24 protein-coding genes and 1 pseudogene are annotated in these 25,846 nt (G+C 59.6%); 4 read left to right on the plus strand and 21 right to left on the minus strand.

The genetic code is table 11. The features are described 5' to 3' along the window. Window positions 1-24: 24 nt before the first annotated feature. Window positions 25-948, minus strand: a complete 924-nt coding sequence (locus tag PSH57_RS02090; RefSeq protein WP_305444816.1) for a CgnE/CgnB domain-containing protein — start codon at window positions 946-948, stop codon at window positions 25-27. A 442-nt stretch (window positions 949-1,390) separates the two neighbouring features. Here PSH57_RS02090 and srmL point away from each other — a divergent pair, with 442 nt between their 5' ends. After that, on the plus strand, window positions 1,391-2,539 hold the full coding sequence (gene srmL, locus PSH57_RS02095) for a PheS-related mystery ligase SrmL (RefSeq protein ID WP_305387519.1): 1,149 nt from the start codon (window positions 1,391-1,393) through the stop codon (window positions 2,537-2,539). 159 nt (window positions 2,540-2,698) lie between these two features. Here srmL and PSH57_RS02100 read toward each other — a convergent pair whose 3' ends face one another. The 11 genes and pseudogenes from PSH57_RS02100 to ubiE form a co-directional block, all read right to left on the minus strand. Further along, entirely contained in the window at window positions 2,699-3,040 is a 342-nt protein-coding gene (locus PSH57_RS02100; protein WP_305387521.1) for a DUF6124 family protein, read from the minus strand. Between the two features lie 1,519 nt (window positions 3,041-4,559). Further along, on the minus strand, window positions 4,560-6,467 hold the full coding sequence (locus tag PSH57_RS02105; RefSeq protein ID WP_422766086.1) for a methyl-accepting chemotaxis protein: 1,908 nt from the start codon (window positions 6,465-6,467) through the stop codon (window positions 4,560-4,562). 132 nt (window positions 6,468-6,599) lie between these two features. Next, window positions 6,600-7,307 carry a 16S rRNA (uracil(1498)-N(3))-methyltransferase gene (locus PSH57_RS02110; protein ID WP_305387522.1) on the minus strand — a complete coding sequence of 236 codons (708 nt, stop codon included), beginning with the start codon at window positions 7,305-7,307 and terminating at the stop codon, window positions 6,600-6,602. Continuing rightward, window positions 7,304-8,098 (minus strand): twin-arginine translocase subunit TatC, encoded by a 795-nt coding sequence (tatC, locus tag PSH57_RS02115; RefSeq protein WP_256229421.1) that lies wholly within the window; start codon window positions 8,096-8,098, stop codon window positions 7,304-7,306. Before tatC ends, PSH57_RS02110 begins: the two co-directional genes overlap by 4 nt. After that, entirely contained in the window at window positions 8,095-8,514 is a 420-nt protein-coding gene (gene tatB, locus PSH57_RS02120) for a Sec-independent protein translocase protein TatB (protein ID WP_305387524.1), read from the minus strand. Before tatB ends, tatC begins: the two co-directional genes overlap by 4 nt. Before the next feature lie 10 nt (window positions 8,515-8,524). Beyond that, window positions 8,525-8,812 (minus strand): twin-arginine translocase TatA/TatE family subunit, encoded by a 288-nt coding sequence (locus PSH57_RS02125; RefSeq protein ID WP_305387525.1) that lies wholly within the window; start codon window positions 8,810-8,812, stop codon window positions 8,525-8,527. Between the two features lie 24 nt (window positions 8,813-8,836). Continuing rightward, a complete protein-coding gene (locus tag PSH57_RS02130; RefSeq protein ID WP_003186671.1) occupies window positions 8,837-9,169 on the minus strand; it encodes a phosphoribosyl-ATP diphosphatase in 333 nt (110 codons plus the stop codon). Next, a complete protein-coding gene (hisI, locus tag PSH57_RS02135) occupies window positions 9,162-9,560 on the minus strand; it encodes a phosphoribosyl-AMP cyclohydrolase (protein ID WP_047736140.1) in 399 nt (132 codons plus the stop codon). The genes PSH57_RS02130 and hisI overlap by 8 nt, the downstream gene beginning before the upstream one ends. A gap of 80 nt (window positions 9,561-9,640) precedes the next feature. Further along, window positions 9,641-11,245: a ubiquinone biosynthesis regulatory protein kinase UbiB gene (gene ubiB, locus PSH57_RS02140; protein WP_305387529.1), complete on the minus strand. Its 1,605-nt coding sequence runs from the start codon at window positions 11,243-11,245 to the stop codon at window positions 9,641-9,643. Continuing rightward, window positions 11,242-11,866, minus strand: a pseudogene (locus tag PSH57_RS02145) (ubiquinone biosynthesis accessory factor UbiJ). The gene ubiB and the pseudogene PSH57_RS02145 overlap by 4 nt, the downstream one beginning before the upstream one ends. Further along, entirely contained in the window at window positions 11,866-12,636 is a 771-nt protein-coding gene (gene ubiE, locus PSH57_RS02150) for a bifunctional demethylmenaquinone methyltransferase/2-methoxy-6-polyprenyl-1,4-benzoquinol methylase UbiE (RefSeq protein WP_305416310.1), read from the minus strand. Before ubiE ends, PSH57_RS02145 begins: the two are co-directional and overlap by 1 nt. 154 nt (window positions 12,637-12,790) lie before the next feature. Between ubiE and PSH57_RS02155 the strand changes: the two genes are divergently transcribed. The 3 genes from PSH57_RS02155 (at window position 12,791) to PSH57_RS02165 (ending at window position 14,669) form a co-directional block, all read left to right on the plus strand. Then, the gene (locus PSH57_RS02155) at window positions 12,791-13,066 is read left to right on the plus strand and encodes a polyhydroxyalkanoic acid system family protein (RefSeq protein ID WP_305416312.1); all 276 of its coding nucleotides are present in this window, start codon (window positions 12,791-12,793) and stop codon (window positions 13,064-13,066) included. Between the two features lie 261 nt (window positions 13,067-13,327). Continuing rightward, window positions 13,328-13,750, plus strand: coding sequence for a phasin family protein (locus PSH57_RS02160; RefSeq protein WP_076383010.1), 423 nt, complete (start codon window positions 13,328-13,330; stop codon window positions 13,748-13,750). A gap of 10 nt (window positions 13,751-13,760) precedes the next feature. Beyond that, window positions 13,761-14,669 carry a phasin family protein gene (locus PSH57_RS02165; RefSeq protein ID WP_305416315.1) on the plus strand — a complete coding sequence of 303 codons (909 nt, stop codon included), beginning with the start codon at window positions 13,761-13,763 and terminating at the stop codon, window positions 14,667-14,669. A gap of 332 nt (window positions 14,670-15,001) precedes the next feature. Here PSH57_RS02165 and PSH57_RS02170 read toward each other — a convergent pair whose 3' ends face one another. The 9 genes from PSH57_RS02170 to argS form a co-directional block, all read right to left on the minus strand. Continuing rightward, window positions 15,002-15,622 carry a TetR/AcrR family transcriptional regulator gene (locus PSH57_RS02170; protein ID WP_305387534.1) on the minus strand — a complete coding sequence of 207 codons (621 nt, stop codon included), beginning with the start codon at window positions 15,620-15,622 and terminating at the stop codon, window positions 15,002-15,004. Between the two features lie 60 nt (window positions 15,623-15,682). Further along, window positions 15,683-17,365, minus strand: coding sequence for a class II poly(R)-hydroxyalkanoic acid synthase (gene phaC / locus PSH57_RS02175; RefSeq protein WP_305444819.1), 1,683 nt, complete (start codon window positions 17,363-17,365; stop codon window positions 15,683-15,685). Window positions 17,366-17,477: 112 nt separating this feature from the next. Further along, window positions 17,478-18,335 carry a poly(3-hydroxyalkanoate) depolymerase gene (gene phaZ / locus PSH57_RS02180; RefSeq protein ID WP_047225979.1) on the minus strand — a complete coding sequence of 286 codons (858 nt, stop codon included), beginning with the start codon at window positions 18,333-18,335 and terminating at the stop codon, window positions 17,478-17,480. Window positions 18,336-18,578: 243 nt separating this feature from the next. Next, window positions 18,579-20,258 (minus strand): class II poly(R)-hydroxyalkanoic acid synthase, encoded by a 1,680-nt coding sequence (phaC, locus tag PSH57_RS02185; RefSeq protein ID WP_305387537.1) that lies wholly within the window; start codon window positions 20,256-20,258, stop codon window positions 18,579-18,581. 275 nt (window positions 20,259-20,533) lie between these two features. Further along, the gene (locus tag PSH57_RS02190) at window positions 20,534-20,911 is read right to left on the minus strand and encodes a gamma-butyrobetaine hydroxylase family protein (RefSeq protein ID WP_047225977.1); all 378 of its coding nucleotides are present in this window, start codon (window positions 20,909-20,911) and stop codon (window positions 20,534-20,536) included. Between the two features lie 197 nt (window positions 20,912-21,108). Next, entirely contained in the window at window positions 21,109-22,446 is a 1,338-nt protein-coding gene (gene hslU, locus PSH57_RS02195; RefSeq protein WP_305387539.1) for an ATP-dependent protease ATPase subunit HslU, read from the minus strand. Between the two features lie 38 nt (window positions 22,447-22,484). Then, window positions 22,485-23,015, minus strand: a complete 531-nt coding sequence (gene hslV, locus PSH57_RS02200) for an ATP-dependent protease subunit HslV (protein WP_003186641.1) — start codon at window positions 23,013-23,015, stop codon at window positions 22,485-22,487. A gap of 281 nt (window positions 23,016-23,296) precedes the next feature. Then, window positions 23,297-24,001, minus strand: a complete 705-nt coding sequence (locus PSH57_RS02205; RefSeq protein WP_305387546.1) for an SPOR domain-containing protein — start codon at window positions 23,999-24,001, stop codon at window positions 23,297-23,299. A gap of 1 nt (window position 24,002) precedes the next feature. Next, complete coding sequence (gene argS, locus PSH57_RS02210) at window positions 24,003-25,739, minus strand: arginine--tRNA ligase (protein WP_305387547.1); 1,737 nt, start codon at window positions 25,737-25,739, stop codon at window positions 24,003-24,005. Between the last annotated feature and the right edge of the window lie 107 nt (window positions 25,740-25,846).

The following is a 25,846-nucleotide window of genomic DNA, read 5'->3' on the forward strand; positions in this document are numbered from 1 at the left end:
GACTTAAAGGAACTGTAAGGGCTATCAAACAATAGGGGTGACCCTAACAGCAGGACTGAGGAAATCAATGTGAAAGCCACTGGAGCCATCCCCAATAGCCAAATGGATACCGTCAATACCTTCATTTAGCTGAGAGTTTACTTTGTAATCTATTAAAGGTGCTATTTCCTCGTTGACACCAATCGCGAACTCGGTTAGCTCGATTCCACGGATTCCGCTAGCTAACTTCAAGGTTTCTATATGTTCGCTGTTGCCGACTTGTAGGGATGTGATTTTATTCTCTTCGATTGTGAGTAATCCGCCGCCCTTAGCAACTGTATTTGATAGCTGCTGAAGTCTTGACTTTATGTTTTCGGGAAGCAACGGGTTAGCTCTCCTCAACACAGTCAGAAGCCCAGAGATGCGAAGTTTTCCATTGAAATTAAATGGGCAGGGGGCTTGGGGGGTAATGTGGGCGTAATGGACTTCAAAAAATTCGGCGACAGAGTATATGAAGTTGTTAGAAATATCCTCGTCGATCAAGGCATAGGGCTTGGCTTGGGGATTAAGGGTGAGGTGTCCGCAGGATCCTTTGCCTCTTATCGAAAATGAGTTATGAGAGTTGAGCATATTTAATATGAATCGTTGCCTTTTTAAGGCTTTTTCGAAGTCGCTGTTTAGTAATAAGTTCAAGCTGTAGTTTGCGCAGTGATGAGAGGGTTCAAAGACTTGTGTTGCGCAGAAAATACTTCTCTTTTCAGGCGTGGCTTTCGCGATTTCCAAGGTGCGCTTGGCTGCACTATCACTAAAAGAAAATATTATGCTGTTTCGAGGAAGTGTTTCGGTCTCGGAGAGGTGGAGGATATTTAATCCTTGGTTGCCGCACGCATTCAGGAATTTGTGTGAGTCTGCAAGGATCCAAAAATCTTCCGGCCCAAAAAGTGTATGAATATTGGACATTGATGACATGAGTTCGCTCCTTGTGAAAGATGGGGTGGCATATCCATGCCACCCTCTGGATTAATAGGTATTAATCCTCTGTGTAAGCCCAGGCTAATGGAGCCCATCCGAAATTTTCCGGCCCCGAGGTAAGGCGATTAAGCTTCTCCGAAGTGTCTATTTGGGTTTTCATGGTTTCTCCTTTGGGTTAAGTGCCCCTTATGATGAAGGGGTCGTATTATTTATTCAGATGTTTTTTGATTTTGGAATCGCTATTTGAGAATGTTTTTAGAACTAATAATTCTGCTTTTTGTGTTGCTGGCTTTAGGTTGGTTATTTGTGTAGGAGTCTTCTGTAATTACCTTCTGAAAATAACATAATCTGATCTGTGAAGTTGTTAGGTCGTTCTAGTGTTGATAGGTTTCGGCTTTGGTCGTTCGAACCAAATTTGATACCAATTAAGAGGTCGATAATGGCTGGTACAAAAAAACATTTGTCCGACGTAATGCTTCAGCAGGCGTTATCAATAGTGGATCTAACGGAGGCGAATGCCCCTGTTCATGCGATCCGGCTAATCGTGAATGAGGTTGTTGGAGGGTTGATCCGTAGCGGCTGGCCTCCTGCGCAGATCCAGACCGGTCCGCGAATTGTGTCTGCCGAAGAAAACTACGGATTACTCGGCTACGATCCCGCAGAAATCACCTTAGGCAGTGAACACACTCGCTGGGTGAGCGAGCACTCGCTGTTGCGCACCCAAACTACGAGCCAGATTCCTCTCGCACTTCAGAACGCGGCTCAAGGACGTAAATCTGGAGAGATGATTTTGCTGGCCGCGCCGGGAATTACGTTTCGCCGCGATAGCCGGGATCGCTGGCACTGTGCCGAGCCGCATCAGATGGACATATGGGTGCTGGGTGATCCCGAGCTGTCGGCACGGGAGCACCTGTTGCGTTTGGTTGGCGATATTTTACGTGCCGCCGTTCCCGATAAGGCCTGGGTGTACAGTGACAGTCCGCATCACTACACCGAAGGCGGTATTGAAGTGAACGTAATGCACGATGGCTCTGCTGTCGAAGTGCTGGAATGTGGTGTTATTGCGACTTCGTTATTGAACCGGTTAGGTATCGATCCCCTGCGCCATGGCGGACTTGCGTTGGGAATGGGGTTGGACCGGTTGACTATGCTACGAAAGGGAATTCCGGATATACGTCTGTTGCGTGATCCAAACGAACGGGTGCAAGCCCAGATGCGGGATTTGCGACCGTGGAATGCAGTCTCGCGCTTGCCTTCGATTACTCGAGATATTTCAGTAGCGGTAACCCCGGGATTGAGTGAGGAAGTGCTAACTGAAAAGATGTTACAGGCCGCTGGTGACTGCTCTGGCTGGATTGAGGAAATGCAGGTTAAGGGGCGCTGGGCTTCGTCTGAATTGCCACCGCAAGCTATTGAGCGACTTGGTCTTTTGCCTGATCAGGAAAATGTCCTGTTGCGCGTTGTGCTACGTGATTGTTCACGGTCAATCACTACTGCCGAGGCCAACGCTCTGTATGAAAAAATCCAGGCGGCGCTGCACGAGGGCGTGCCGGGAGCGGGATACCGGATGGATTTGACGATGCGTTAACTTACCCGATATCTCAAGGTATAGATGTTGTGGTTGGCAAGTTAAATGCCCTCACCACAACATCGTGTTTGCTTTCAGATTTTGACCGTTGCTTTTAGAGCGGTTGCTGCGCTACCAAGCGGGGAGAGCAAGCTCCCCTCGCCATAATTTGTGGTGCGGTCAGGGTTGTGTATTGACCTTGTCCAGCACTCGATTCGCCAACAAGCCACTCAACTCGATCAGTTGCTGAATGCCGAGGGCAACATGGCGCCGCGAGCCTTTCAGGTCGAACGCAAGGTCGCTAACCATGGCATCGGCTGAGGCCAGGGTTTCGCTGAGGTTGGCCAGCAGGCTTTCGGTGTCGATGCCGTCGACGACGGTGAAGAGCTGGTCTGGCGACGGTTTATTCTCGGATTTGGCCTGTTTGGGGTTCAGGTAGTAATCGAGCGTGCGATCAGTGGCTTCCCGGAGTTTCTTGGGGTCGGTTTCTGGTTCTGGTGGGTTGGGTGTGACCTTGTGCATTATTGACGCTCCTTGATTATGGAGCCGCCAGACATCGCTGCTAAACGAAAAGGGTGGCGGCAGTACGCGGGTTAGCAGACCAGGAATCAAGGAACCCGGCGCACCGAAGTGCCCCACGCACAGCCGCCATAAAGCGGACCTGCGTGCCTTGATATTGTGCCGAGCTGCTAAACCCGATCGCTGAACTGACAGCGACTGGCAAACATTAGAGCCCAGGCCCAAGGCGCACAAGCCGGCGGATTCTGGCGTAGTTGTAGGCAATGGCGCAAGGCGCCGTAGCCTTGGGATGACGGATTGTGGGGCGCAGGTGTTTTTGTATGTATATCCGTTATTTAGGTAACGGCTACTTAGGGTTCCGCCCTTACGGCGGGTCACTTTCGAAAATCCGGAAGCCGGCCCAGGCGAAAGTAACCAAAGCGCTTCTGCCCCACCACTTGGTGCCTCGCCTAGGCTCGGCATGCCCGAACGAAGGCATTGCTCCGTGGGCCCGCCGCGAAGGGCCATCCATGGCCCAGCGCGGCTACCTCGGCATCCATGCCGAGGTGCCCACTCCACAATGCCTGCGTTCGGCCAGCGTGGTTAACGGGGCGCCGAGATCAACGTCCACCGCGAGGCGGCCTTATAGCCGGCCTGGTTCTCCCGGTCGTACACCCATCAGATCTGTTTGAGCAGGGCCTGTGGGAGCAAAGCTTGCTCGCGAGGCGGCCTGACAGCCGACCTGGCTCTCCCGGTCGTACACCCATCAGATCTGTTTGAGCAGGGCCTGTGGGAGCAAAGCTTGCTCGCGAGGCGGCCTGACAGCCGGCCTGGCTCTCACGGTCGTACACCCATCAGATCTGTTTGAGCAGGGCCTGTGGGAGCAAAGCTTGCTCGCGAGGCGGCCTGACAGCCGGCCTGGCTCTCACGATCGTACCCCAATCCAATTGTGGGAGCGGGCTTGCTCGCGAAGGCGGCGGCACATTTAGCATTGATGTGAGCTGGCCCACCGCCATCGCGAGCAAGCTTTGCTCCCACAGGACTGGCGGTGGGCACGGATCTTATAAACGACCGAGACTAATGTGGGAGCGAGCCTGCTCGCGAAGGGGTCAGTACATGCAACATCTTCATCGACGGTGATATCGTCATCGCGAGCAAGCTTTGCTCCCACAGGATTGGCGGTGGGCACGGATCTTATAAACGGCCGAAACTAATGTGGGAGCGAGCCTGCTCGCGATGAAGCCGTCATCTCCAATATCTTCATCGACGGTTACAACGCCTTCGCGAGCAAGCCCGCTCCCACAGGAGGAACGCGGTCCCCATCAAGAACCAGGTTGGCTATCAGGCCGCCTCGCGGTGGACGTTGATCTGGGGCTGTGCTTTTTGGACAGGTAATCAGCGATGAACATCACTTTAAGGTCCATAGGTTTCAGCTCTCTTCAGGGCATGGTCAGATCCTCGTGAAATCGACCATGCCAGTTAAAAACTGTTACCTATGTGCGTGAACTGATTTGTAACCCATGTGGGTGTGTCATACCCCAAGTTAAACCCTGAACCGCCCCACCAACGTCTGCAAATGCACCCCCAACCGCGCCAGCTCAGCACTGGAGGCGGCGGTCTCTTCACTGGACGACGCAGTTTGCTCCGACACATCGCGTACGTTCAGCACGCTGCGGTTGATCTCTTCGGCCACAGCACTCTGCTGCTCAGCCGCCGCAGCGATCTGCTGGTTCATCGACTGAATGGCCGAGACCGTGCGGGTGATGTTTTCCAGGGATCCACCGGCGCGGCGGGTCAGTTCGACGCTGTTGTCGGTCAGGCTGCGGCTGTTGTCCATGATGGTCGCGACCTGCTCGGTGCCCGACTGCAGGCCGATGATCAGTTCTTCGATTTCTTCAGTGGACTTCTGGGTACGCTGGGCCAGGCTGCGGACCTCGTCAGCCACCACCGCGAAACCACGTCCGGCTTCGCCGGCACGGGCCGCTTCGATAGCTGCGTTAAGGGCCAGCAGGTTGGTTTGCTGGGCTACGGACTTGATCACGTCCAGCACGCTGCCAATCTTGTCGCTTTCGCGCTTGAGGTCGCCCATCGCAGTGGTGGAGTTACCCACTTCGACGGCCAGGCGTTCGATCTGGGCGATGGCTTCACCGACCACTTTTTCACCCTCGCGTGCCTGCTGGTCAGCCGCGACGGCCGCTTCGGAAGCTTCCTCGGCATTGCGCGCCACTTCCTGCACCGTGGCGGTCATTTCGTGCATGGCGGTGGCAACCTGGTCGGTTTCCACTTTCTGGCTGTTGACCCCGGCGCTGGTCTGTTCGGTCACGGCCGAGAGTTGTTCGGCGGCGCTGGCGATTTGCGTAACGCCGTCGCTGATGCCGCCGATCAATTGCCGCAGGCCCACGGTCATGCTCTGCATGGCGCGCTGTAATTGGCCCAGTTCGTCGCGGCGCTCGGAGGTGAGGTTGTGGGTCAGGTCGCCCGCAGCAACGCGCTCGGCGACTTTGAGGGTCTGGTCCAGCGGGCCGACGATCTGCCGGGTGATGACCAATGCTGCGATCACGCCGAACAACATGGCCAGCAGGGCAGCCGATACCAGGACAGTCTTGGCCTTGGTGGCGTCGTGGTCGCGCACGGCGGTCTGGGACACGGTCAGGCTTTTGCTGGACTCAAGCAATACCTCGCCTTGCTCGGTCATGCGCTTGAGCGCCGCGGCGGTATCAAGCTGGGAGTCGCGGAACTGGCTGACTGCTGCACGGTAGGCGTTGATCGAATCGCTGGCCTGCTGCAGGTTGGCGGAATGCTCCTCAGGCAACTGCGCCGGCAGGCGTGCAAGAAGTTTGAGGGCATCGGTAATGGCGTCAAGGGCCGGTTGCTGGGCTTCGCTTTTGCCGCTGTAGGTGTAGCCGCGAACCTGGTAGCGCGCTTGCTGGATCGCCTTGCTCAGGGATACCACGTTGTTGAACTGGGCGATGTTCTCGCTTTGTAGCATCGCTTTTTCAACTTCGGCGATGCGGGCCACGGCGTTGTCGGCACTGGCGCCGAGTTTGCTGCGAGCATCTTCACGGCTGACGGTGGCGTTGGCCATCTCGGCGAAGGCGCTTTTGTACTCGGCCACGGCGGCCAGCTGTTTGTCGATCAGCGCCACGTCGGCCGGCTGCTCGATCATCTGGCGTGCGGCGGTCAGGCCGGCCTCGAGTTTGGCTAGCAGATCGTTGACTTCCTGGGGACCGTTCTCGCCCCGTGTGGTGTAGTAGTCCAGGCGCGCCAGGCGCAGGTCCTTGCTCAACTCGTTCAGGGTGGAAATGTAGCCCAGCTTGTCGCCACGGCTGATGACATTGCCCAGACCGCTCCAGCCGGTGAAAGCGATCATCAAGGTTAGAAATAGCACCAGACCGAAGCCGAAGCCGAGTTTGCGATTGACGCCTACGTTTCCCAGACTCTGGGTAAGCATTCGGAACATGCTGATTTCTCCCTTGCTGCACTGAATTGGTTTTATGGGAGCTGTATCGGCGGGACGGGAGGGATCTGTAGAAATGAACTGAGGGTCCTGGAGCTTGCCCTAAAAAGTTTGCAAGCTGCGGGCTCAGAACAGCCGTGCGAGCAGCGCGGTGACGGCAGTTTCGACGCGCAGGATACGTTCGCCCAGTTGTACCGGTTGCAGCCCGGCCTTGGCCAGCAGGTCAATTTCGTAAGGAATCCAGCCGCCTTCGGGGCCGATGGCCAGGGTCACGGATTCGTCCAGTGCGCGAGGGCAGGGGGGGTAGTTTCCTGGATGACCGACCAGACCACGGGTGCCGTTCGCCATGGCCGGCAGGCGGTCTTCAACGAAGGGCTTGAAGCGCTTTTCGATGATGATCTCTGGCAGCACGCTGTCGCGCGCCTGCTCCAGGCCAAGGATCAGTTGTTCGCGAATGGCCTCGGGCTCCAGGAATGGGGTTTGCCAGAAGCTCTTTTCCACACGATAGCTGTTGACCAGCACCACGCGCGGCACACCCATGGTGGCGATGGTCTGGAACACCCGCCGGAGCATTTTTGGTCGAGGCAAGGCCAGTACCAGCGTCAGCGGCAGCTTGGCTGGCGCAGGTTGGTCGAGTGTCACTTGCAGTTCGGCTTCGCGGGCTTCCAGGCGCAGCACCTGGGCCGTGCCCATCAACCCGCCGATACGCCCGACCCGCAGGCTGTCGCCGACGGCGCTGCGGTGCACTTGCTGCATGTGGGTCAAGCGGCGATCGCTCAGCACGACGCGGTCGGGCCCGATGAAGTCGGCCTCTTCAAGCAGCAGCAGGTTCACGCTTGGGTCGCTGGCGGCTGGTCGTTATGGTCGTCGACCGGTTGATCGTCTGCTTCTTCCCGGCGCTTGCGCACCAGGCCGCCGAACAGGATGCCGATCTCGAACAGCAGCCACATCGGCACGGCCAGCAGGGTCTGGGAGAAAATGTCCGGCGGGGTCAGGATCATGCCGACCACGAAGCAGCCGATGATCACGTACGGACGGATTTTCTTCAGGTACGCAACGTCGACCACGCCGATCCACACCAGCAGCACCACGGCTACCGGGATTTCGAACGCCACGCCGAAGGCGAAGAACAGCGTCATGACGAAATCCAGGTAACTGGTGATGTCGGTCATCATTTCCACGCCCGCGGGCGTGGCGGCGGCGAAGAACTTGAAGATCAGCGGGAACACCAGGTAATAGGCGAAGGCCATGCCGGTGTAGAACAGCAGAATGCTGGACATCAGCAGCGGCACGGCGATGCGTTTTTCATGCTTGTACAGGCCTGGCGCGATGAAGCCCCAGATCTGGTGCAGGATCACCGGGATCGCCAGGAACAGCGAGACCATCATCGTCAGCTTGAGCGGCGTCAGGAACGGTGACGACACGTCGGTGGCGATCATCGTCGCGCCTTCCGGCAGGTACTGACGCAGCGGTGTGGAAACGAAGGTGTAGATCTGTTGGGTGAAGGCAAACAGCCCGGCGAAGATGACGAAAATCGCCGCCACACAGCGCAACAGGCGGGTGCGCAACTCGGTGAGGTGCGATACCAGCGGCATCGGCTGGTCGTTTTCAGGAATATCGCTCATGGGGCTCGCGGCGGCAAAGTAGGGTCGTTGGGAACTGCTGGCGTTGCCACTGTCGGGGCGGGCTCCACGGGGTTCGCGGGCTCGGATCCCACAGGCGGCGTGTCATCCACCGGCGCCTGTGGGGCAATCGTCGGCTCGACCGCTGGCTGAACCGGTGTCGGCTCCTGCTGGGTCGGGGTGAAGATTTTCCGCGCTTCCTGCTCCAAGGACAGAATGTGTTCGTTGTGAAGTTGCCGACGAATGTCGTCGGCCCCGATTTCACGTTCAACTTCCTGTTTGATCGCATTGAAACTGCGCTTGAGCCGCCCGATCCATAGACCTGCGGTGCGCGCAGCGCCCGGCAGCCGCTCGGGGCCCAGCACCAGCAGGGCAACGAGGCCGACGAGCAGCAGTTCAGTGAAGCTGATCCCAAACATTAGTCAGTGCTCACGAGTCTTTGCGGGCCGGCTCTTCGACTTTCTGTGCCTGCACATCGATGGTGTGCGGGGCATTCACAGGTTGAGTGGCCTGTGGGTGTACCGGTTGGGTCGGCTGCGCCGGTTGAGCGGGTGTTGCTGCCGGGTCGGCCGGTTTTTCGTCGTCGTTCATGGCCTTGCGAAAGCCCTTGATCGACTCGCCAACGTCAGTGCCCAGGTTCTTGAGTTTCTTGGTGCCGAACACCAGGACCACGACCACCAGAATGACGACCCAGTGTTTCCAGTCAAAAATACCCATGTGGCTATTCCTCTTGTAAGTTGATCAGGCGGACGGACGCGAGGCTTTCTCGACGTGTCCGGACAGACCGAAGCGACGGTCCAGTTCATCCAGTACAGCCTGCGGGTGTTGCCCCAGTTGGGCAAGCATGACCAGGCTATGGAACCACAGGTCGGCGGTCTCGTAGATCACGTCGCTGCAGTCACCGCTGATGGCGGCGTCCTTGGCGGCGATGATGGTCTCGACCGACTCTTCACCGACCTTTTCCAGAATTTTGTTCAAACCCTTGTGGTACAGGCTGGCGACATAGGAGCTGTCGGCCGCTGCGCCTTTGCGCTCTTCCAGCACCTGGGCCAGGCGGGTCAGGGTGTCACTCATGGGGATGTCCTGAATAAATGGCATGCGGGTCCTTGAGCACCGGGTCGACGGTTTTCCAGTCGCCGTTCTCGAAGACACGATAGAAGCAGCTTTGACGGCCGGTATGGCAGGCGATCTCACCGACTTGCTCGACCATCAGGATGATGACGTCGCCGTCGCAGTCCAGGCGCATCTCGTGCAGGTGCTGCACGTGCCCGGACTCCTCGCCCTTGCGCCACAGCTTGCCACGGGAACGTGACCAATAGATGGCGCGGTTCTCGGCGGCGGTCAGGGCCAGCGCTTCGCGGTTCATCCAGGCCATCATCAGCACGCGCCCGGTCTTGTGATCCTGGGCGATGGCCGGCACCAGGCCGTCAGCGTCCCATTTGATCTCGTCCTGCCAGTTTTTCATCTTCGACTCCGACAATGGGCCGTGCATCTGAAGTCGACGGCCCAGCCTTGAAACAGTGTGCCAGCGTGAACCGGTGCTGGCTATCGACGAACGACCAGATACAAACCAACGATGACCATGATGCCGGCGGGCCAGTGACCCAGTTGGCTCAACGGCCCCCCGCTCGCCAATACCGCACCGCCACCCAGGTGAGCGGCGCCGAGCAGGCGCATGAACCAGTCGTCCCCGCGCTCTTTCCACGGCGGCGCGGGGTCGCGGGCGTGGGGTTGGGACATGCGTTCGAGCAGGTCGCGGGTCATGTTGGCCAGGTGCGGGATCTGCTCGAACTGGCTCTGTACGTTGCCCAGCAGGGTCTTGGGGCTCACGCGCTCGCGCATCCAGCGTTCGAGGAACGGCTGGGCGGTGTTCCACAGGTCCAGATCCGGGTATAGCTGGCGACCGAGGCCTTCGATGTTCAGCAAGGTTTTCTGCAACAGTACCAGCTGCGGCTGAACCTCCATGTTGAAGCGACGCGCGGTCTGGAACAGGCGCATCAGCACCTGGCCGAATGAAATATCTTTTAACGGTTTTTCGAAGATCGGTTCGCATACGGTGCGGATCGCCGCTTCGAATTCGTTGAGTTTGGTCTCGGCCGGCACCCAGCCAGAGTCGATGTGCAGTTGTGCGACGCGGCGGTAGTCGCGCTTGAAGAAGGCGAACAAGTTGCGGGCCAGATAGTCCTGGTCTTCGGGGGTCAGGCTGCCGACGATGCCACAGTCGATGGCAATGTATTGCGGGCTCCAGGGCTGCACGGTGCTGACGAAGATGTTGCCCGGGTGCATGTCGGCGTGGAAGAAGCTGTCACGGAACACTTGGGTGAAGAAAATCTCCACGCCGCGTTCGGCCAGCAGTTTCATGTCGGTGCGCTGGTCGGCCAGGGTTTCCAGGTCGGTCACCTGGATGCCGTAGATGCGCTCCATCACCAGCACTTTCGGACGACACCAGTCCCAATAGACTTGCGGCACATAGAGCAGCGGCGAGCCTTCGAAGTTACGGCGCAGTTGGCTGGCGTTGGCGGCTTCGCGCAGCAGGTCGAGTTCGTCGTAGATGGTTTTTTCGTAGTCCAGGACCACGTCAACCGGGTGCAACAGGCGTGCATCGGCCGACAGCCGCTCGGCGGCCCTGGCGAGGATAAACAGCCACGCCAGGTCCTGGGCAATGATCGGCTTGAGGCCCGGGCGGATAACTTTTACCACCACTTCTTCGCCGCTTTTGAGCTGCGCAGCGTGAACCTGGGCCACGGAGGCCGAGGCCAACGGCTCGACGTCGAAACGGCTGAACACTTCGCTGATCTTCTTGCCCAGCTGCTCTTCGATCAGGGCCACCGACACTTTCGAATCGAACGGCGGCACGCGGTCTTGAAGCATCATCAGTTCATCGGCGATGTCTTCGGGCAACAGGTCGCGACGGGTCGAGAGGATCTGCCCAAACTTGATGAAGATTGGCCCCAGGTCCTGCAAGGCCAGGCGCAGGCGTGCACCGCGACTCAGGTCCAGCGTTCGCCGGGGAAACCAGCGCCACGGCAGCACGAAGCGTAGCGCCAGCAAAAACCAGGGCAGCGGCAGGGCGAACAGCAGGTCATCGAGGCGGTAACGAATCACGACGCGCTGGATGCGCAACAAACGGCGGACGGCAAGCAGCTTCATGCGTTATCGCTTGGTTTCAAGGGAGCGGGAAAGGCGCTCGAAACGCGCCTCGAGACGTTCCAGGTCAAGTTTGATCTGGTCCAGTTCATTAAAGCGGGCGTCGGCTTCGCGTTGGCCTACGAGAGTACGCGATTCCTCGGCCAGGTATTCACTCAGATTCTGCCCCAGGCTGGCGAAGCCCTGGCGATACCAGCGAGTGCGGCTGCGCAAATGGCCACTGAGTAACTGAGTGGCCACCGGCCCGAGCCAGCGGGACACTTCATATTCCCAGTCCAGCTCCAGGTCCTGGAGAATCGCCGCCAGCTCCAGCAGTACGCCGCTGTCGCCGTCGAGTTCCACCTCAGGACCGTGCAACACGGCGGTCTTGTCCTTGCTCAGGGCCAGGTTCACCAGGCTCGATGCCGGGGCGCGCAGGGTGCAGTGTGCCTCGGCTTCCCAGTGTGCGGCGAGCATCAGGCCTTCGTCGCTGGGCAGGATGAACAGTTGCAACGCCGGGCTGCGGCAGTCCACGGCAATCACCTGGCCGCTCAAGCGTGCCAGGCGCGCAAGCGCCGTACTGTCCAGGCGCAGGACGCGATTGACGCCCAGTTCGACGCTGGCAAGCAGGCCGGTGAGCAGCATCAGGGCTTGATACCGCGGTGCAGGGCCACGATGCCCGAGGTCATGTTGTGGTAGGTCACGCGGTCGAAACCGGCCTCGACCATCATCGACTTCAGGGTTTCCTGGTCCGGGTGCATGCGGATCGATTCGGCCAGGTAGCGATAGCTTTCCGAGTCGTTGGTGATCAGCTTGCCCATCAGTGGCATGAAGGCGAACGAGTAAGCGTCGTAGGCCTTGGACATCAGCCTGTTGGTCGGTTTGGAGAATTCCAGCACCAGCAGGCGGCCGCCGGGCTTGAGTACTCGCAGCATCGAGCGCAGGGCGTCTTCCTTATGGGTGACGTTGCGCAGGCCGAAGGCGATGGTGACGCAGTCGAAATGGTTGTCGGGGAAGGGCAGCTTCTCGGCGTCGGCCTGGACGAACTCGACATTGCCGGCCACACCCAGGTCCAGCAGGCGGTCACGACCGACCTTGAGCATGGACTCGTTGATGTCGGCGAGCACCACCTGACCGGCCGGCCCGACAATGTGGGAAAACTTCTTCGTCAGGTCGCCCGTGCCACCGGCGATGTCCAGCACGCGATTACCGCTGCGCACACCCGACAGCTCGATCGCGAAACGCTTCCACAGACGGTGCATGCCACCCGAGAGCAGATCGTTCATCAAGTCATATTTGGCGGCTACCGAGTGGAAAACCTCAGCGACTTTTTCCGCCTTCTGGCTTTCCGGCACGTTCTTGAAGCCGAAGTGAGTGGTGGGTTCGGCATCGCTGCCTTTGCGCTGATCAGTCATATCGCTGTCACCAAAAAAGAATGCGGGACATTCTAATCCCGGTGGAGGGCTTTGTCTTGGCAAGCCTGAAGGTAAGATGGGCGACCGCCGGGACGTTTTGACGCAGCCAGGGTCAGAAACGTACAGGCAAGTCCCGATAAAAAGGAGTCATCAGATGGCCCGTATAACAGTTGAGCGTGCCCATGGCCTGGGCAAGGAAGCGGCCCGCGCAAAAGCCGACCAGTTGGCGCAAAAACTGTCCGACAGCTACGGCCTGGCGCCGCAGTGGTCGGGCGACACGCTGAAGCTCAAGCGCTCCGGGGTCAACGGCGAGGTGCATGTGGGCGAGGACTCGATCCGTGTCGATGTCGAACTGGGCATGTTGATGTCGGCCATGAGTGGCACGATCAAGACGGAAATTGAAAAAGCTTTGGATAAAGCGTTGGTTTGATTGATTGGGGGTGGGTACAGAGCTGAAGTTCACCACGATCCAAATGTGGGAGCGAGCCTGCTCGCGATTGCAGTGTGTCATTCAACATCAATGTTGCTGGTCCATCGCTATCGCGAGCAGGCTCGCTCCCACAGGGAAGTCATCGCCCTCAGGTTTTGTGTCAGTTGTTAGGGTGCCGTTTCTAATTATTGTCACTACTTTGTGCCTGAGCCCGACCGTGTACGGGCAGTTCCTCAAACCTGTTATCGAGTGAGGTGCACCATGGCCAAAGTTATTTTGAAGAAAAAAACCGACGTTGAATCTTCCACGCTCAGCGACGTGAAAACCTACGCGCGCAAAATCTGGCTGGCTGGCCTGGGCGCCTACACCAAGGTCGGTCAGGAAGGCAGCGAGTACTTCCAGGAACTGGTAAAAGCCGGTGAAGTTGTTGAAACCAAAGGTAAAAAGAACATTGCCGGAAAACTTGAAGCGGCCAACAGCGAACTGATTGAAGCCAAGACCGACGTCAATACATTCAAGGCCCGGGTTGAAGTACAGCTCGACAAAGTCGAGAAGGTCTTCGACGCCCGTGTTGCAAGTGCCTTGAATCGTATCGGCATTCCGTCTAAACATGACGTTGAGACACTCTCTGCTAAGCTCGATGAGCTGACGGCATTGCTCGAACGTGTCGCGCGTAAACATTAAGGAGAACGGGATGGCTGGCAAAAAAATTACCGAAAAAGAAGGCAGCTCGTGGGCCGGGAAGATTGAAAAGTATTCCCGCAAAATCTGGCTTGCTGGTTTAGGCGTGTACTCGAAGATCGACACTGACGGCAGCAAACTCTTCGAGTCCCTGGTTAAGGACGGCGAGAAGGCCGAAAAACTCACCAAGACGGCGGTCGGCAAACAGGTCGATGCCGCCAAGGGCTCTGCCGAGTCCGCCAAGTCGCGAATGGGCGGCGTGAAGGATCGGGCGATGGGCAAATGGGACGAACTGGAAGGGGCTTTCGACAAGCGCCTGAACAGCGCGATCTCACGTCTGGGCGTGCCGAGCCGCAATGAAGTCAAGGCGCTGCACAGCAAGGTCGATACCCTGACCAAGCAGATCGAAAAACTCACCGGCGCCAAGGTCGCGCCAGTGGCAGCCAAGACTGCGGCAGCCAAGCCTGCCACCAAGCCTGCCACCAAGCCGGCCGCCAAACCATTGGTCAAGGCCGCGGCGAAAACCGTCGCTAAACCTGCGGCAAAAGCAGCGGCCAAACCGGCGGCGAAAACCGCAGCGGCTAAACCTGCCGCCAAGACGGCAGCCAAACCGGTAGCGGCCAAGCCTGCGGCCAAAGCGGCAGCCAAGCCTGCCGCCAAACCCGCTGCTAAAACCGCGGCGGCCAAACCGGCAGCGAAACCAGCCGCCAAGCCTGCAGCAAAAGCGGCGGCCAAACCTGCTGCGGCGAAAAAACCGGCCGTGAAAAAGCCGGCCGCGCCAAAAGCAGCTGCACCGAAGGCGCCGACCGCGGCCGCCAAACCGGCTACCCCGACGAGCCCGGCGAACTCCGCGTCGGCTCCGACGCCGGCTGCCACTCCAACCCCAGCGCCGGTTTCAACGACGCCTACCCCCCAGTCCTGATTTTGGAGGACCTGCAAAAACGCCCGGCCTGTGGAGGTCGGGCGTTTTTGTGTGCATGGGCATTTGAATGCACCGCAGATCCAACCTGTGGGAGCGGGCTTGCTCGCGAAAGCAGTCGTTCATTCAATATTGATGTTGGCTGATCCACCGCTTTCGCGAGCAAACCCGCTCCCACAGGGGGGTGGTGGTGATGCAAATATTGAAATCATCCAGAAAACAATGTGGGAGCGAGCCTGCTCGCGAATAACGGTGTGTCAGCCACATTGATATTGGATGTGCGGCCGTCATCGCGAGCAGGCTCGCTCCCACAATGGATCTTCCACTGCTGGTCGTTAGTCGTGCTCTTCCAGGTATCGCAGAGCCAATCGTTCGGTCGCCACCTTGGTCGCGGGTGGCAGGTGTGGGGCCACCAGCATCATGACCTGATAGACCACCAGTCGAACCTCACCCTCGCGGTCGAGGATGCGCTGATAGTCCAGCGAGAACAGCAGGGTCATGGTGATCTGTTCCACCAGTTGCCCCAATGCCTGGGTGTCGCTGACCAGCATCCCCTGGGCCTTGAGTTGCGCCAACAGCGAGGCCAGGGTGCGTTTCAGGGCGTTGAGCAACTGGCGGATGCCCTTGGCCAGTTTCGGCAGGCGTCCGGCCAGGTTCGACAGGTCCTGGAACAGAAAACGGTATTGAGCCAGGCGTTCGACGATCAGGTGCAGGAACAGCCAATAGTCCTCCGGCGCCAGTTGTACATCTGCCGGTGGGTCCAGCAGCGGTGCCAGCTCGCCCTGGAAACGCTCGAACAAACCGAGGATGAGGGGCTCCTTGCCATGAAAGTGGTAATAGAGGTTGCCTGGGCTGATGCCTATTTCGTTGGCGACTTCCATGGTGGAAACGTTCGGTTCGCCCTTCTCATTGAACAACTGCAGGGCGCATTCAAGAATGCGGTCGCGGGTTTTCATCCGGTCTTCTTAGTGATGGAAATCGTGCCACGGGCCAGTGCCTGGCCGTGGAGTGAGCCCCTAGCGCACGCGCACATAGGTCCCCGGCGCCGCCTCCAGGGGCGGGTAGTTCGCGTTGCCCAGGGTCATCTGTGTTTCGCGCTGGGCGCCGGAGCGCTCCTGGACCCAACCCAGCCACTGGGCCCACCAACTGCCTTCGACATGCTTGGCATCGTAATACCAGGCTCGCGGGTCGCTGCTCAGTTTCGGGTTTTCGACGTAATTGGCCTTGGGGTTGCCCGGCGGGTTGAGGATGCTCTGGACGTGGCCGCTGTTGGACAGCACGAAGCGTCGTTCGCCACCCAGCAGCAACGTGGAACGATAAACCGCATCCCATGGCGTGATGTGGTCATTGATGCCCGCCACGCTGAAGCTGTCCACCGTCACTTTGCGCAGGTCGATTGGTGTGCCGCACACTTCCAGGCCGCCGGGTTGGGTCAGGGGGTTGTGCTTGAAAAAGTCCAACAGATCGCCATGGTAGGCCGCCGGCAGTCGGGTGCAGTCGTTGTTCCAGTAGAGGATGTCGAACGCCGGCGGCTCCTTGCCCAGCAGGTAGTTATTGATGAAATAAGTCCAGATCAGGTCATTGGGGCGCATCCAGGCAAACACCCGGGCCATGTCGCGGCCATCGAGGATGCCTTTCTGGTAGGAACGGCGCTTGGCGGCCTCAAGGGTCTGCTCGTCAGTGAACAGCGTGGCCGGGCTCTCCATCTGGCTGTCCAGCAGGCTCACCAGGTAAGTGGCGCTGGCGACCCGGCGCAGTTGGCGCTTGGCTTGCAGATGGCCTTGCAGGGCGGCGATGGTCATGCCGCCAGCGCAGGCCCCCATCAGGTTGACCTCGCGGGCACCGGTGATCGCCCGGCAGACATTCATGGCCTCTTCCGTCGCCTCGACATAGCTGGACAGGCCCCATTCGCGGTGACGTACATCGGGGTTACGCCAACTGATGATGAACACCTGCAAACCGTTTTTCAGGGCGTACTGGACGAAGCTGTTGGAAGGGCTCAGGTCGAAGATGTAGAACTTGTTGATCTGCGGCGGCACGATCAGCAACGGCTTGGCGTATTGCTTTTCGCTCATGGACTTGTACTGGATCAGCTCGAGCATTTCGTTGCGAAACACCACCGCCCCCGATGTGGTCGCCAGGGTCTTGCCGACTTCGAAGGCATGGGGCGTGACTTGCCTCGGCAGCCCGTCGTTGTGCAGCAGGTCGTCCACCAGGTGGCTGATGCCACGAATCAGGCTGGTACCGCCGGAGTTGAACAGCTCCTTGACCGCCAGCGGGTTGAGCAGGGTGTTGGAAGGCGATACGGCATCATTGAGCAGGGCGAAAGCGAAGTGAGCCCGGGCACGGTCATCGGGGCTCATGTCGCATTCGTCGATCCAGCTCTTCATCTGTTTCTGCCAGCTCAGGTAGGCCTGCAGGCTACGACGATAGAACGGATTCAGCTCCCAGGTGGGATCGGCGAAGCGCTTGTCGTTGGGGTTGGTCGGGTGCAGGGTTTCCCCTAGCAGCACGCGGCCCAACTGGTTGCCCAGCTTCAACGCATGCCGGGCGCTGTGCAGCGGGTTGCGCAAGCTGTGTGCGGCAACGCTGCGCAGGGTGGAAAGCAGGTCCCTGCCCCGCAGGCCGGTGACCGCACTTTGTGCATTGATGAAGTTGGCAGGGGCGGGCATGGAACCCTTCGCCGGTTTGTCGCGCATGAGTCAACTCCTTCGTCATCAGGCTAAAAACAAACACACCGAACCAGACAACATAGTCGCTGTTTCGGGTAGTTGCGCGATCCGGCGTCCTGCCAGGCGCTTTTGGGCGGTGTCAGCCGCCACCCAGCGGCGCGGGATGCGGGTGCATGACCGCGCGCTGACGTTCTTCCTCCAGAAACTTCATGATGATCGGCGCCACAGCCTCGGCCCGGGTAATCAGGAACAGATGACCGTCGTCGATGATGTGCAGTTGGGCGTTGGGGATGCGCCAGGCCAGCATGCGCATGTTGATCAACGGGATCAGCGGATCGTCGTCGCCGGCCAGCACCAGGGTCGGCTGGTGGATCTTGTGCAGCCAGTGGATGCTGGTCCAGCCCAGGCCGGCGAACAGTTGCCAGTAATAACCCAGCTTGCCGGCCGAACGAACCTTGGCCGCGTGACTGGCCGCCAGGCTTGGGTCACGGCGGAACGAGCCGCCGTAGATCAGTGGGGCGATGCGCATAACGTGGGACGGCTGCACATAGCGTCGAGGACTTGCCATCATCCACAGCACTTTCGGTTTGCCCGGCACCATCACCGCGCCAGCGGCGGTGGCCGCCAGCACCAGCTTTTTGCAGCGCTCAGGGTAGTCATGGGCAAATTGCTGGGCCAGGGCGCCGCCCCAGGACACGCCGATCACGTTGACCTGCCCGTAATCGAGGTAATCGAGCATCCGCGCGGTGAGTTTTGCCAGGCCGGGAAAGCGATAGGGCCGGCTGGGCGTCGACGAGCCGCCAACGCCGGGCACGTCAAAGGCGATGACTTCCAGGTCCGGGTCCAGGGCCTGGATGAACGGGAACACCAGCTCAAGGTTGGCGCCGATGCCGTTGAAAATCAGCAGGGGCGTCAAATGAGGCTTGCCGGGACGTACCGCGGTGCGCAAGGTCTGGCCATCCAGATCGACGGTACGGAAGATGTACGGTTGCGGCATGCTTCAAGCCCTGTGGGTCATGTCTCGGTTTACCTGTGTTCGGTCTGTCGGACCGAGTCGCGGCCTTCGCGAGCAAGCCCGCTCCCACACTTGATCGGCTGCGAACTCCAAACTCATGTTCGCAGCAAAACCAATGTGGGAGCGGGCTTGCTCGCGAAGACGGCCTTGCATTCAACAATTAATGTCGGCTGTTGACGTGCTTTCGTGAGCAACCTCACGACCACAGCAGACGAGTTGCATCAGTTACCGCTCATGCACATAAGTGCCGGGCGCCGCTTCTCCCGCTGGATAAGTCTTGTTGCCCAACACCGTGGGGGCCTTCTTCAGTTTCCCCGAGCGCTCTGCCTGCCACGCCTGCCAATGCAGCCACCAGGAGTCGGTGTGTTTGGTGGAGTTCTCCTGCCAGTCCTCGGCCTTGGTCGGCATGTCCTCGCTGGTCATGTAGCGCGACTTGGGGTTGCCCGGTGGGTTGAGGATGCTTTGGATGTGACCGCTGCTCGACAACACGAACTCCACCTTGCCGCCAAACAGTTGCGCGGACTTGTAGCAGGACTTCCACGGGGTGATGTGGTCGTTGGTGCCGGCGAGGGAGAAGATGTCGGCGGTGACCTGCTTGAGGTCGATCGGTGTACCGCACACTTCCAGTGCATTGGGCCGGATCAGCGGGTTGTTCTTGAACATCTCGATGAGGTCGCCATGGAACGCCGCCGGCAGCCGGGTGGTGTCGTTGTTCCAGAACAGGATGTCGAACACCGGCGGTTCGTTGCCCAGCAGATAGTTGTTGACCCAGTAGTTCCAGATCAGGTCGTTGGGACGCATCCAGGCGAAGACCTTGGCCATGTCGCGACCTTCGAGCACGCCGGCCTGATAGGAGTGACGCTTGGCCGCTTCCAGGGTCTGCTCGTCGACGAACAGCGCCACGTCGGTGTCCAGGGTGGTGTCGAGCACGCTCACCAGCAAGGTCAGGGCGTTGACCTTCTTCTCGCCCAGGGCGGCGTAGTGCCCCAGTAGCGCGGTGCAGGTGATGCCGCCCGAGCAGGCACCGAGCATGTTCACATCCTTGCTGCCGGTGATGGCCGTGACCACGTCCACCGCTTCCTTGAGCGCTTCGATATACGTCGACAGGCCCCACTCGCGCTGCTCCTTGGTGGGGTTGCGCCAGCTGACAATGAACGTCTGCACGTTGCTGCGCAGGCAGAAGCGCGCCAGGCTCTTGTCCGGGCTCAGGTCGAAGACATAGAACTTGTTGATCTGCGGCGGTACCACCAGCAGTGGGCGCTCATGGACCTGTTCGGTGATGGGCCGGTACTGGATCAACTCCAGCACGTCGTTGCGAAACACCACGGCGCCTTCCGTCACGCCCAGGCTCTTGCCGACTTCGAATGCGCCCATGTCGACCTGGCTCGGCATCCCGCCGTTGTTTACCAGGTCCTTGGCCAGGTGCGAAAGGCCGTCCAGCAGGCTCTTGCCGCCGGTTTCGAAGAAGCGTTTGACCGCCGCCGGGTTGGCTGCCGAATTGGTCGGGGCCATGGCTTCGGTCATCAGGTTGATCACGAAGTGACCGCGGCTGATGTCCTGGGGCGAAAGGCTGCTGTCGTCGATCCAGGCGTGCAGCTCCTTGCGCCACGCCAGGTAGGTTTGCAGATAGCGTTTGTAGAGCGGGTTCTGGCTCCAGGCCGGGTCGTTGAAGCGACGGTCATCGCCCGCAGGTTGCAGTTCGGATCTGCCGAACAGGACGTTCTTGAGTTCGACGCCGAAATGGGCGACGTGCTTGACGCTGTGCAACGGTTGTTTGATGGCCTGGGTCAGCACCATTCGGGCAGAGGCCAGCAGATCTTTTCTGCGCAAGCCGACGACAGGATTCAACCCCAGGGTATTTTCCGAGGCCTGGTACTTCAGGTCATCGTTGTTCTTGTTGCTCATCTACGACGCTCCATTGTCCTTCAGACGAGTACCTGGGCCATGCCAGAAAGCCCACAGCCAATACCAGGTACGCTGCTCGGGTGACCGTTAATTCCGCATCGAGGCAATGAGGAAACGTGTGCAAGGAATTCGCCGATTCCACTGCAGGGAACTTGCCAGCTCCATTGGTTACCCGAGTTTAATTTTTTTCGCAAGCAGGCCAGTCATTGACGTTGCCGCGGGGGCATTCAAGCAGATGAGTTTAGAAAATTCGCCCTAAAGCGCCAGCCCTTGAGTTAGAGCATCAGCTTGACGACTGACTCGTTCGGGTCGCGGGTTTTTCCGGCCGCCTTGAGTTCGGCAAGATAGTCGTTCCACAGGTCCTCTTGGCGTACCGCCAACTGGTACAGGTAGTCCCAGGTGAACAATCCGCTGTCGTGGCCGTCGTCGAAGGTCAGTTTCAGTGCGTACTGGCCGGCCGGCTCGACCTTGGTCAGGCCGACGCCGATTTTTCCGTATTGCAGGATCGGTTTGCCGTGGCCCTGGACCTCGGCGGAAGGCGAGTGCACCCGCAAGAATTCGGCGGGCAGGTGATACTCCTCGTCCGGTGCGTATTTGAGCGTCAGGGTCTTGGAGGCTTTGTGCAGGTTGATGGCGCTGGGGAGTTTGGTCATGGCTTGGGATCCGTCTCTGAAGGACGCCTTGATCGATAAAGCGACACCGTCGAATGTGGGAGCGGGCTGTGTGGGAGCAAGGCTTGCCCGCGATGAAAACGCCGCGGTCTCTTGAGGACCGCAGCGCCTGGATCGCGAGCAAGCTTTGCTCCCACACAGCCCGCTCCCACAGGTCTGCGTTCGCCTGTAATTGCTACTTACAGGATATACCGCGACAGGTCTTCGTTCTCTGCCAATTCACCCAGGTGGCTGTTGACGTACTCGGCATCGATGATGATCGGTGCTTCGTCGTGAGCGCTGGCCAGGTCGCCGGCGCTGAACGAGACTTCTTCGAGCAGGCGTTCGAGCAGCGTGTGCAGGCGACGGGCGCCGATGTTCTCGGTCTTCTCGTTGACCTGCCAGGCGATCTGCGCCAGACGTTTGATGCCTTCCGGTGCGAACTCGATGTTCAGGCCTTCAGTCTTGAGCAGGGCACAATACTGTTCGGTCAGGGACGCATGGGGCTCACTCAGGATGCGTTCGAAGTCTTCCGGCGTCAGTGCCTTGAGCTCGACACGGATCGGCAGGCGACCCTGCAGCTCGGGCACCAGGTCACTGGGTTTGCTCAGGTGGAACGCACCGGAGGCGATGAACAGGATGTGGTCGGTCTTGACCATGCCCAGCTTGGTGTTGACCGTGCAGCCTTCGATCAGCGGCAGCAGGTCGCGTTGCACGCCTTCGCGGGACACATCGGCACCGCCGACATTGCCGCGCTTGGCGACCTTGTCGATTTCGTCGATGAACACGATGCCGTGCTGCTCGACGGCCTCCAGGGCCTTGGCTTTCAATTCTTCTTCGTTGACCAGGCGACTGGCTTCTTCATCGCGAACCAGTTTCAGCGCTTCCTTGACCTTGAGCTTGCGGTTCTTGCGCTTGCCCTTGCCCATGTTGGCGAACAGGCTTTGCAATTGATTGGTCATTTCCTCCATGCCCGGCGGCGCGGAGATGTCGACGCCGGCCATTTCGGCCACCTCGATCTCGATTTCCTTGTCGTCCAGTTGGCCTTCGCGCAGGCGCTTGCGGAACAGCTGGCGGGTGTTGGAATCCTGGGTCGCCGCGGACTCGGCGTTGAAGCCCATGCGCGCCGGCGGCAGCAGTGCATCGAGGATGCGCTCTTCGGCGGCATCTTCGGCACGGTGGCGGACCTTGGTGATTTCCTGTTCGCGCAGCAGCTTGATGGCGGCATCGGCCAGGTCGCGGATGATCGATTCGACGTCGCGACCGACATAACCGACTTCGGTGAACTTGGTGGCTTCGACCTTGATGAACGGCGCGTTGGCGAGTTTGGCCAGGCGACGGGCGATCTCGGTTTTACCGACACCGGTCGGGCCGATCATCAGGATGTTCTTGGGGGTCACTTCAACGCGCAGCTCTTCAGGCAGCTGCATCCGGCGCCAGCGGTTACGCAGGGCGATGGCGACGGCGCGCTTGGCATCGTCCTGGCCGATGATATGGCGGTTGAGTTCGTGGACGATTTCGCGGGGAGTCATGGACATAGTATTTGGCGGTTCTCAAGCAAGAATGAGCAGATGGCTTATTCCGCGAGATCCTGCTCCTCAATGGTCTGGGTGTGGTTGGTGAAGACGCAGATGTCGCCGGCGATGCCCAGCGCTGTCTCGACGATTTCGCGGGCCGACAGATCGGTCTTTTTCAACAGGGCACTGGCTGCGGCCTGGGCGTAGGCACCGCCGGAGCCCATGGCGATCAGGCCATCCTCGGGTTCAACGACGTCACCGTTGCCGGTGATGATCAGCGAGGCGTCCTTGTTGGCGACCGCGAGCATGGCTTCGAGGCGGCTCAGGGAGCGGTCGGTGCGCCATTCCTTGGCCAGCTCCACGGCAGCACGTACCAGATGGCCCTGATGTTTCTCAAGCTGGCCTTCGAAACGTTCGAACAGGGTGAAAGCATCGGCAGTGGCCCCGGCGAAGCCGGCGATGACCTGGCCGTGGTACAGGCGGCGGACTTTCTTCGCGTTGCCTTTCATCACGGTATTGCCTAGTGAAACCTGGCCGTCGCCGCCCATGACGACTTTGCCATGACGGCGGACTGAAACGATGGTGGTCAAGGGAAGAGTCTCCACGCAGCGGGGCGAAAATGCCCGGATGGAACTCATATGGGGGTGGCGTGGGTTTTTTCAACCGTGGGGTGGGAGAGGGGATGAGTGGCTTGTTTTGCTTTGAGGGCAGATCATGGCCCCTGTGGCGAGGGGATTTATCCCCGCTGGGGCGCGCAGCGCCCCTAAGATCTGCGACGCGGTATGGCAGGTCTATCGCATCAAGCCTTTAGGGGTTGCTGCGCAGCCCAGCGGGGATAAATTCCCTCGCCACAGGGCTGCGTTCACCTGCTTCAGCGGCTCTGGCGCTGTTGTAACAACAGGTTGCTGAAACCGCTGCCGGCCAGTTGCTTTTGGGCCTTTGTCAGTTCTTCGCGGTTGCTGAATGGACCGACCAGCACCCGATACCAGGTTTCTTCCTTCACCGTACCGGACTCCACCGCCACGGACTGGCCCAGCAGAATGATCTGCGCCCGGACCTTGTCGGCGTCGGCTTCCTTGCGGAACGAGCCGGCCTGCAGGAAGAACTTCGTCACCGGAGCGGCCTTCTGCACCGGCGGTGCCGGTGGCGGCGTGATGCCGGCCAGGGCAGCCTGGGCGCGGGCGGTGTCGATCTTCGCCGCTTCGGCCGGGGTCACCGGTGTGGTGGGCACCTGCGGCACTTGCGGCGTCGGTAGGGTCTTCTCCGGCACGGCATCGGGCGGCACGATGACTTCCGATTCCGGCAGCAGGGTATAGAAGTCGTATTTGGGCTTGACCGGTTGCGTCGGGCTCGGCGGGGTCTTGTTGGCCTCGGCGATGCGCGTGGCCTTCTGCTGCTCTTGGCGCACGCGCTTGACGTCATCGCCCTGGCCCGGTTCCAGTTTCATCAGAAACACAATGAAAGCGCCAACGGTCAGGCCGATGGCCATCCACAACCAGCCCGGAATCGGCTGTTTGGCTGGAGGCTGGTAACGACTGGCGCCACGTTTGGGTGCAGGTTTTTTCTTGGCGGCCAACTTACATGCGCTCCAGCGTTTCCAGGCCCAGCAGTTCCAGGCCTTGCTTGAGGGTGCGCCCGGTCAGTGCGGCGAGGCGCAGGCGGCTCTGCATTTGCTCTGGCGTTTCGGCGTTGAGGATCGGGCAGTTCTCGTAGAAGCTGGAGAACAGACCGGCCACATCGTACAGGTACGCGCACAGGGTGTGTGGGGTGCCTTTGTCAGCGACGTTGTTCAGCACTTCACCGAACTGCGCGAGTCTGGCTGCCAGCTCCTGTTCGTGAGGGGCTTGAAGCACAATCTGGCCTTCCACCTCATCGAAGCGTTTGCCCAGCTTGCGGAACACCCCGGCCACGCGAGTGTAGGCGTACAGCAGGTACGGCGCGGTGTTGCCCTCGAAATTGAGCATCAGGTCGAAGTTGAAGCTGTAGTCGCTGGTGCGGTGCTTGGACAGGTCGGCGTACTTCACCGCGTCGATGCCCACGACCTTGGCGATCTGGCGCAGTTCGTCTTCGGCCAGGTCCGGGTTCTTGCCCTTGACCAGGGTGTAGGCGCGGTCCTGGGCTTCGGTCAGCAGGTCGATGAGTTTGACCGTGCCGCCGTCGCGGGTCTTGAACGGGCGGCCGTCGGCGCCGTTCATGGTGCCGAAGCCCATGTGCTCCATCTCCATCGGATGGCTCACGAAACCGGCCAGGCGCGCCACTTCGAACACTTGCTGGAAGTGCAGGGCCTGACGCTGGTCGACAAAGTACAGGACCCGGTCCGCCTTGAGCACGCTGTTGCGGTAGCGCACGGCCGCCAGGTCGGTGGTGGCGTAGAGGTAGCCGCCGTCCGCCTTGACGATGATCACTGGCAGTGGCTCGCCGTCAGCGGTCTTGAACTGCTCGAGGAACACGCACTGGGCGCCGTTGCTTTCCACCAGCATGCCCTTGGCCTTGAGGTCGTTGACCACGTTGATCAGGTCATCGTTGTAGGCGCTTTCGCCCATCACGTCAGCCATGGTCAGTTTGACGTTCAGCAACTCGTAGATTTTCTGGCAGTGGGACAGGGAGATGTCCTTGAACTTGCTCCACAGCGCCAGGCACTCGGTATCGCCGGCCTGCAGCTTGACCACCAGACCACGGGCGCGGTCGGCAAATTCGGGCGATTCGTCGAAGCGTTGCTTGGCGGCCCGGTAAAAGTTCTCCAGGTCCGACAGCTCATCGCTGGTGATTGGATTTTCCTGCAAATAGGCCATCAGCATGCCGAACTGGGTGCCCCAGTCGCCGACATGGTTCTGGCGGATCACCGTGTCGCCGAGAAACTCCAGTACGCGGGCCACGCCGTCACCAATGATGGTCGAGCGCAGATGGCCGACATGCATTTCCTTGGCAAGGTTGGGGGCCGAAAGGTCGACCACAGTGCGTTGCAACGGGCCGGCCTTGCGCACGCCGATGCGTTCGTCGGCCAGCGCCGCGTCCAGGCGTGAGGCCAGGGCCTGGGTGTTCTGGAAGAAATTGATGAAGCCTGGGCCGGCAATGTCAGCCTTGCTGACGTTTTCGTCGGCCGGAAGCGCGGCGATGATTTTTTCGGCCAGGTCCCGCGGTTTCATGCCGGCCGGTTTGGCGAGCATCATCGCGATGTTGCTGGCGAAGTCGCCGTGGGTCTTGTCACGGGTATTTTCGACCTGAATCGCCGGCGACAGGCCTTCTGGCAGCACACCTTCAGTGACGAGTTGGGCGATGGCTTGCTGGATGAGCTGGCGAATGGTGTCTTTCATGGTCTTCTCTTTACCGCAGGCGCGGCGGCGCTTCGATGCGCTGGTGGAAAAACTGGGCATTATCCGTGGCGAAGGCAAGCTTGCCAACTGTAGCGGGTCGGGTGGGG

The sequence above is a fragment of the Pseudomonas hefeiensis genome (assembly GCF_030687835.1).
GTDB classification, from domain to species: Bacteria; Pseudomonadota; Gammaproteobacteria; order Pseudomonadales; family Pseudomonadaceae; genus Aquipseudomonas; species Aquipseudomonas hefeiensis.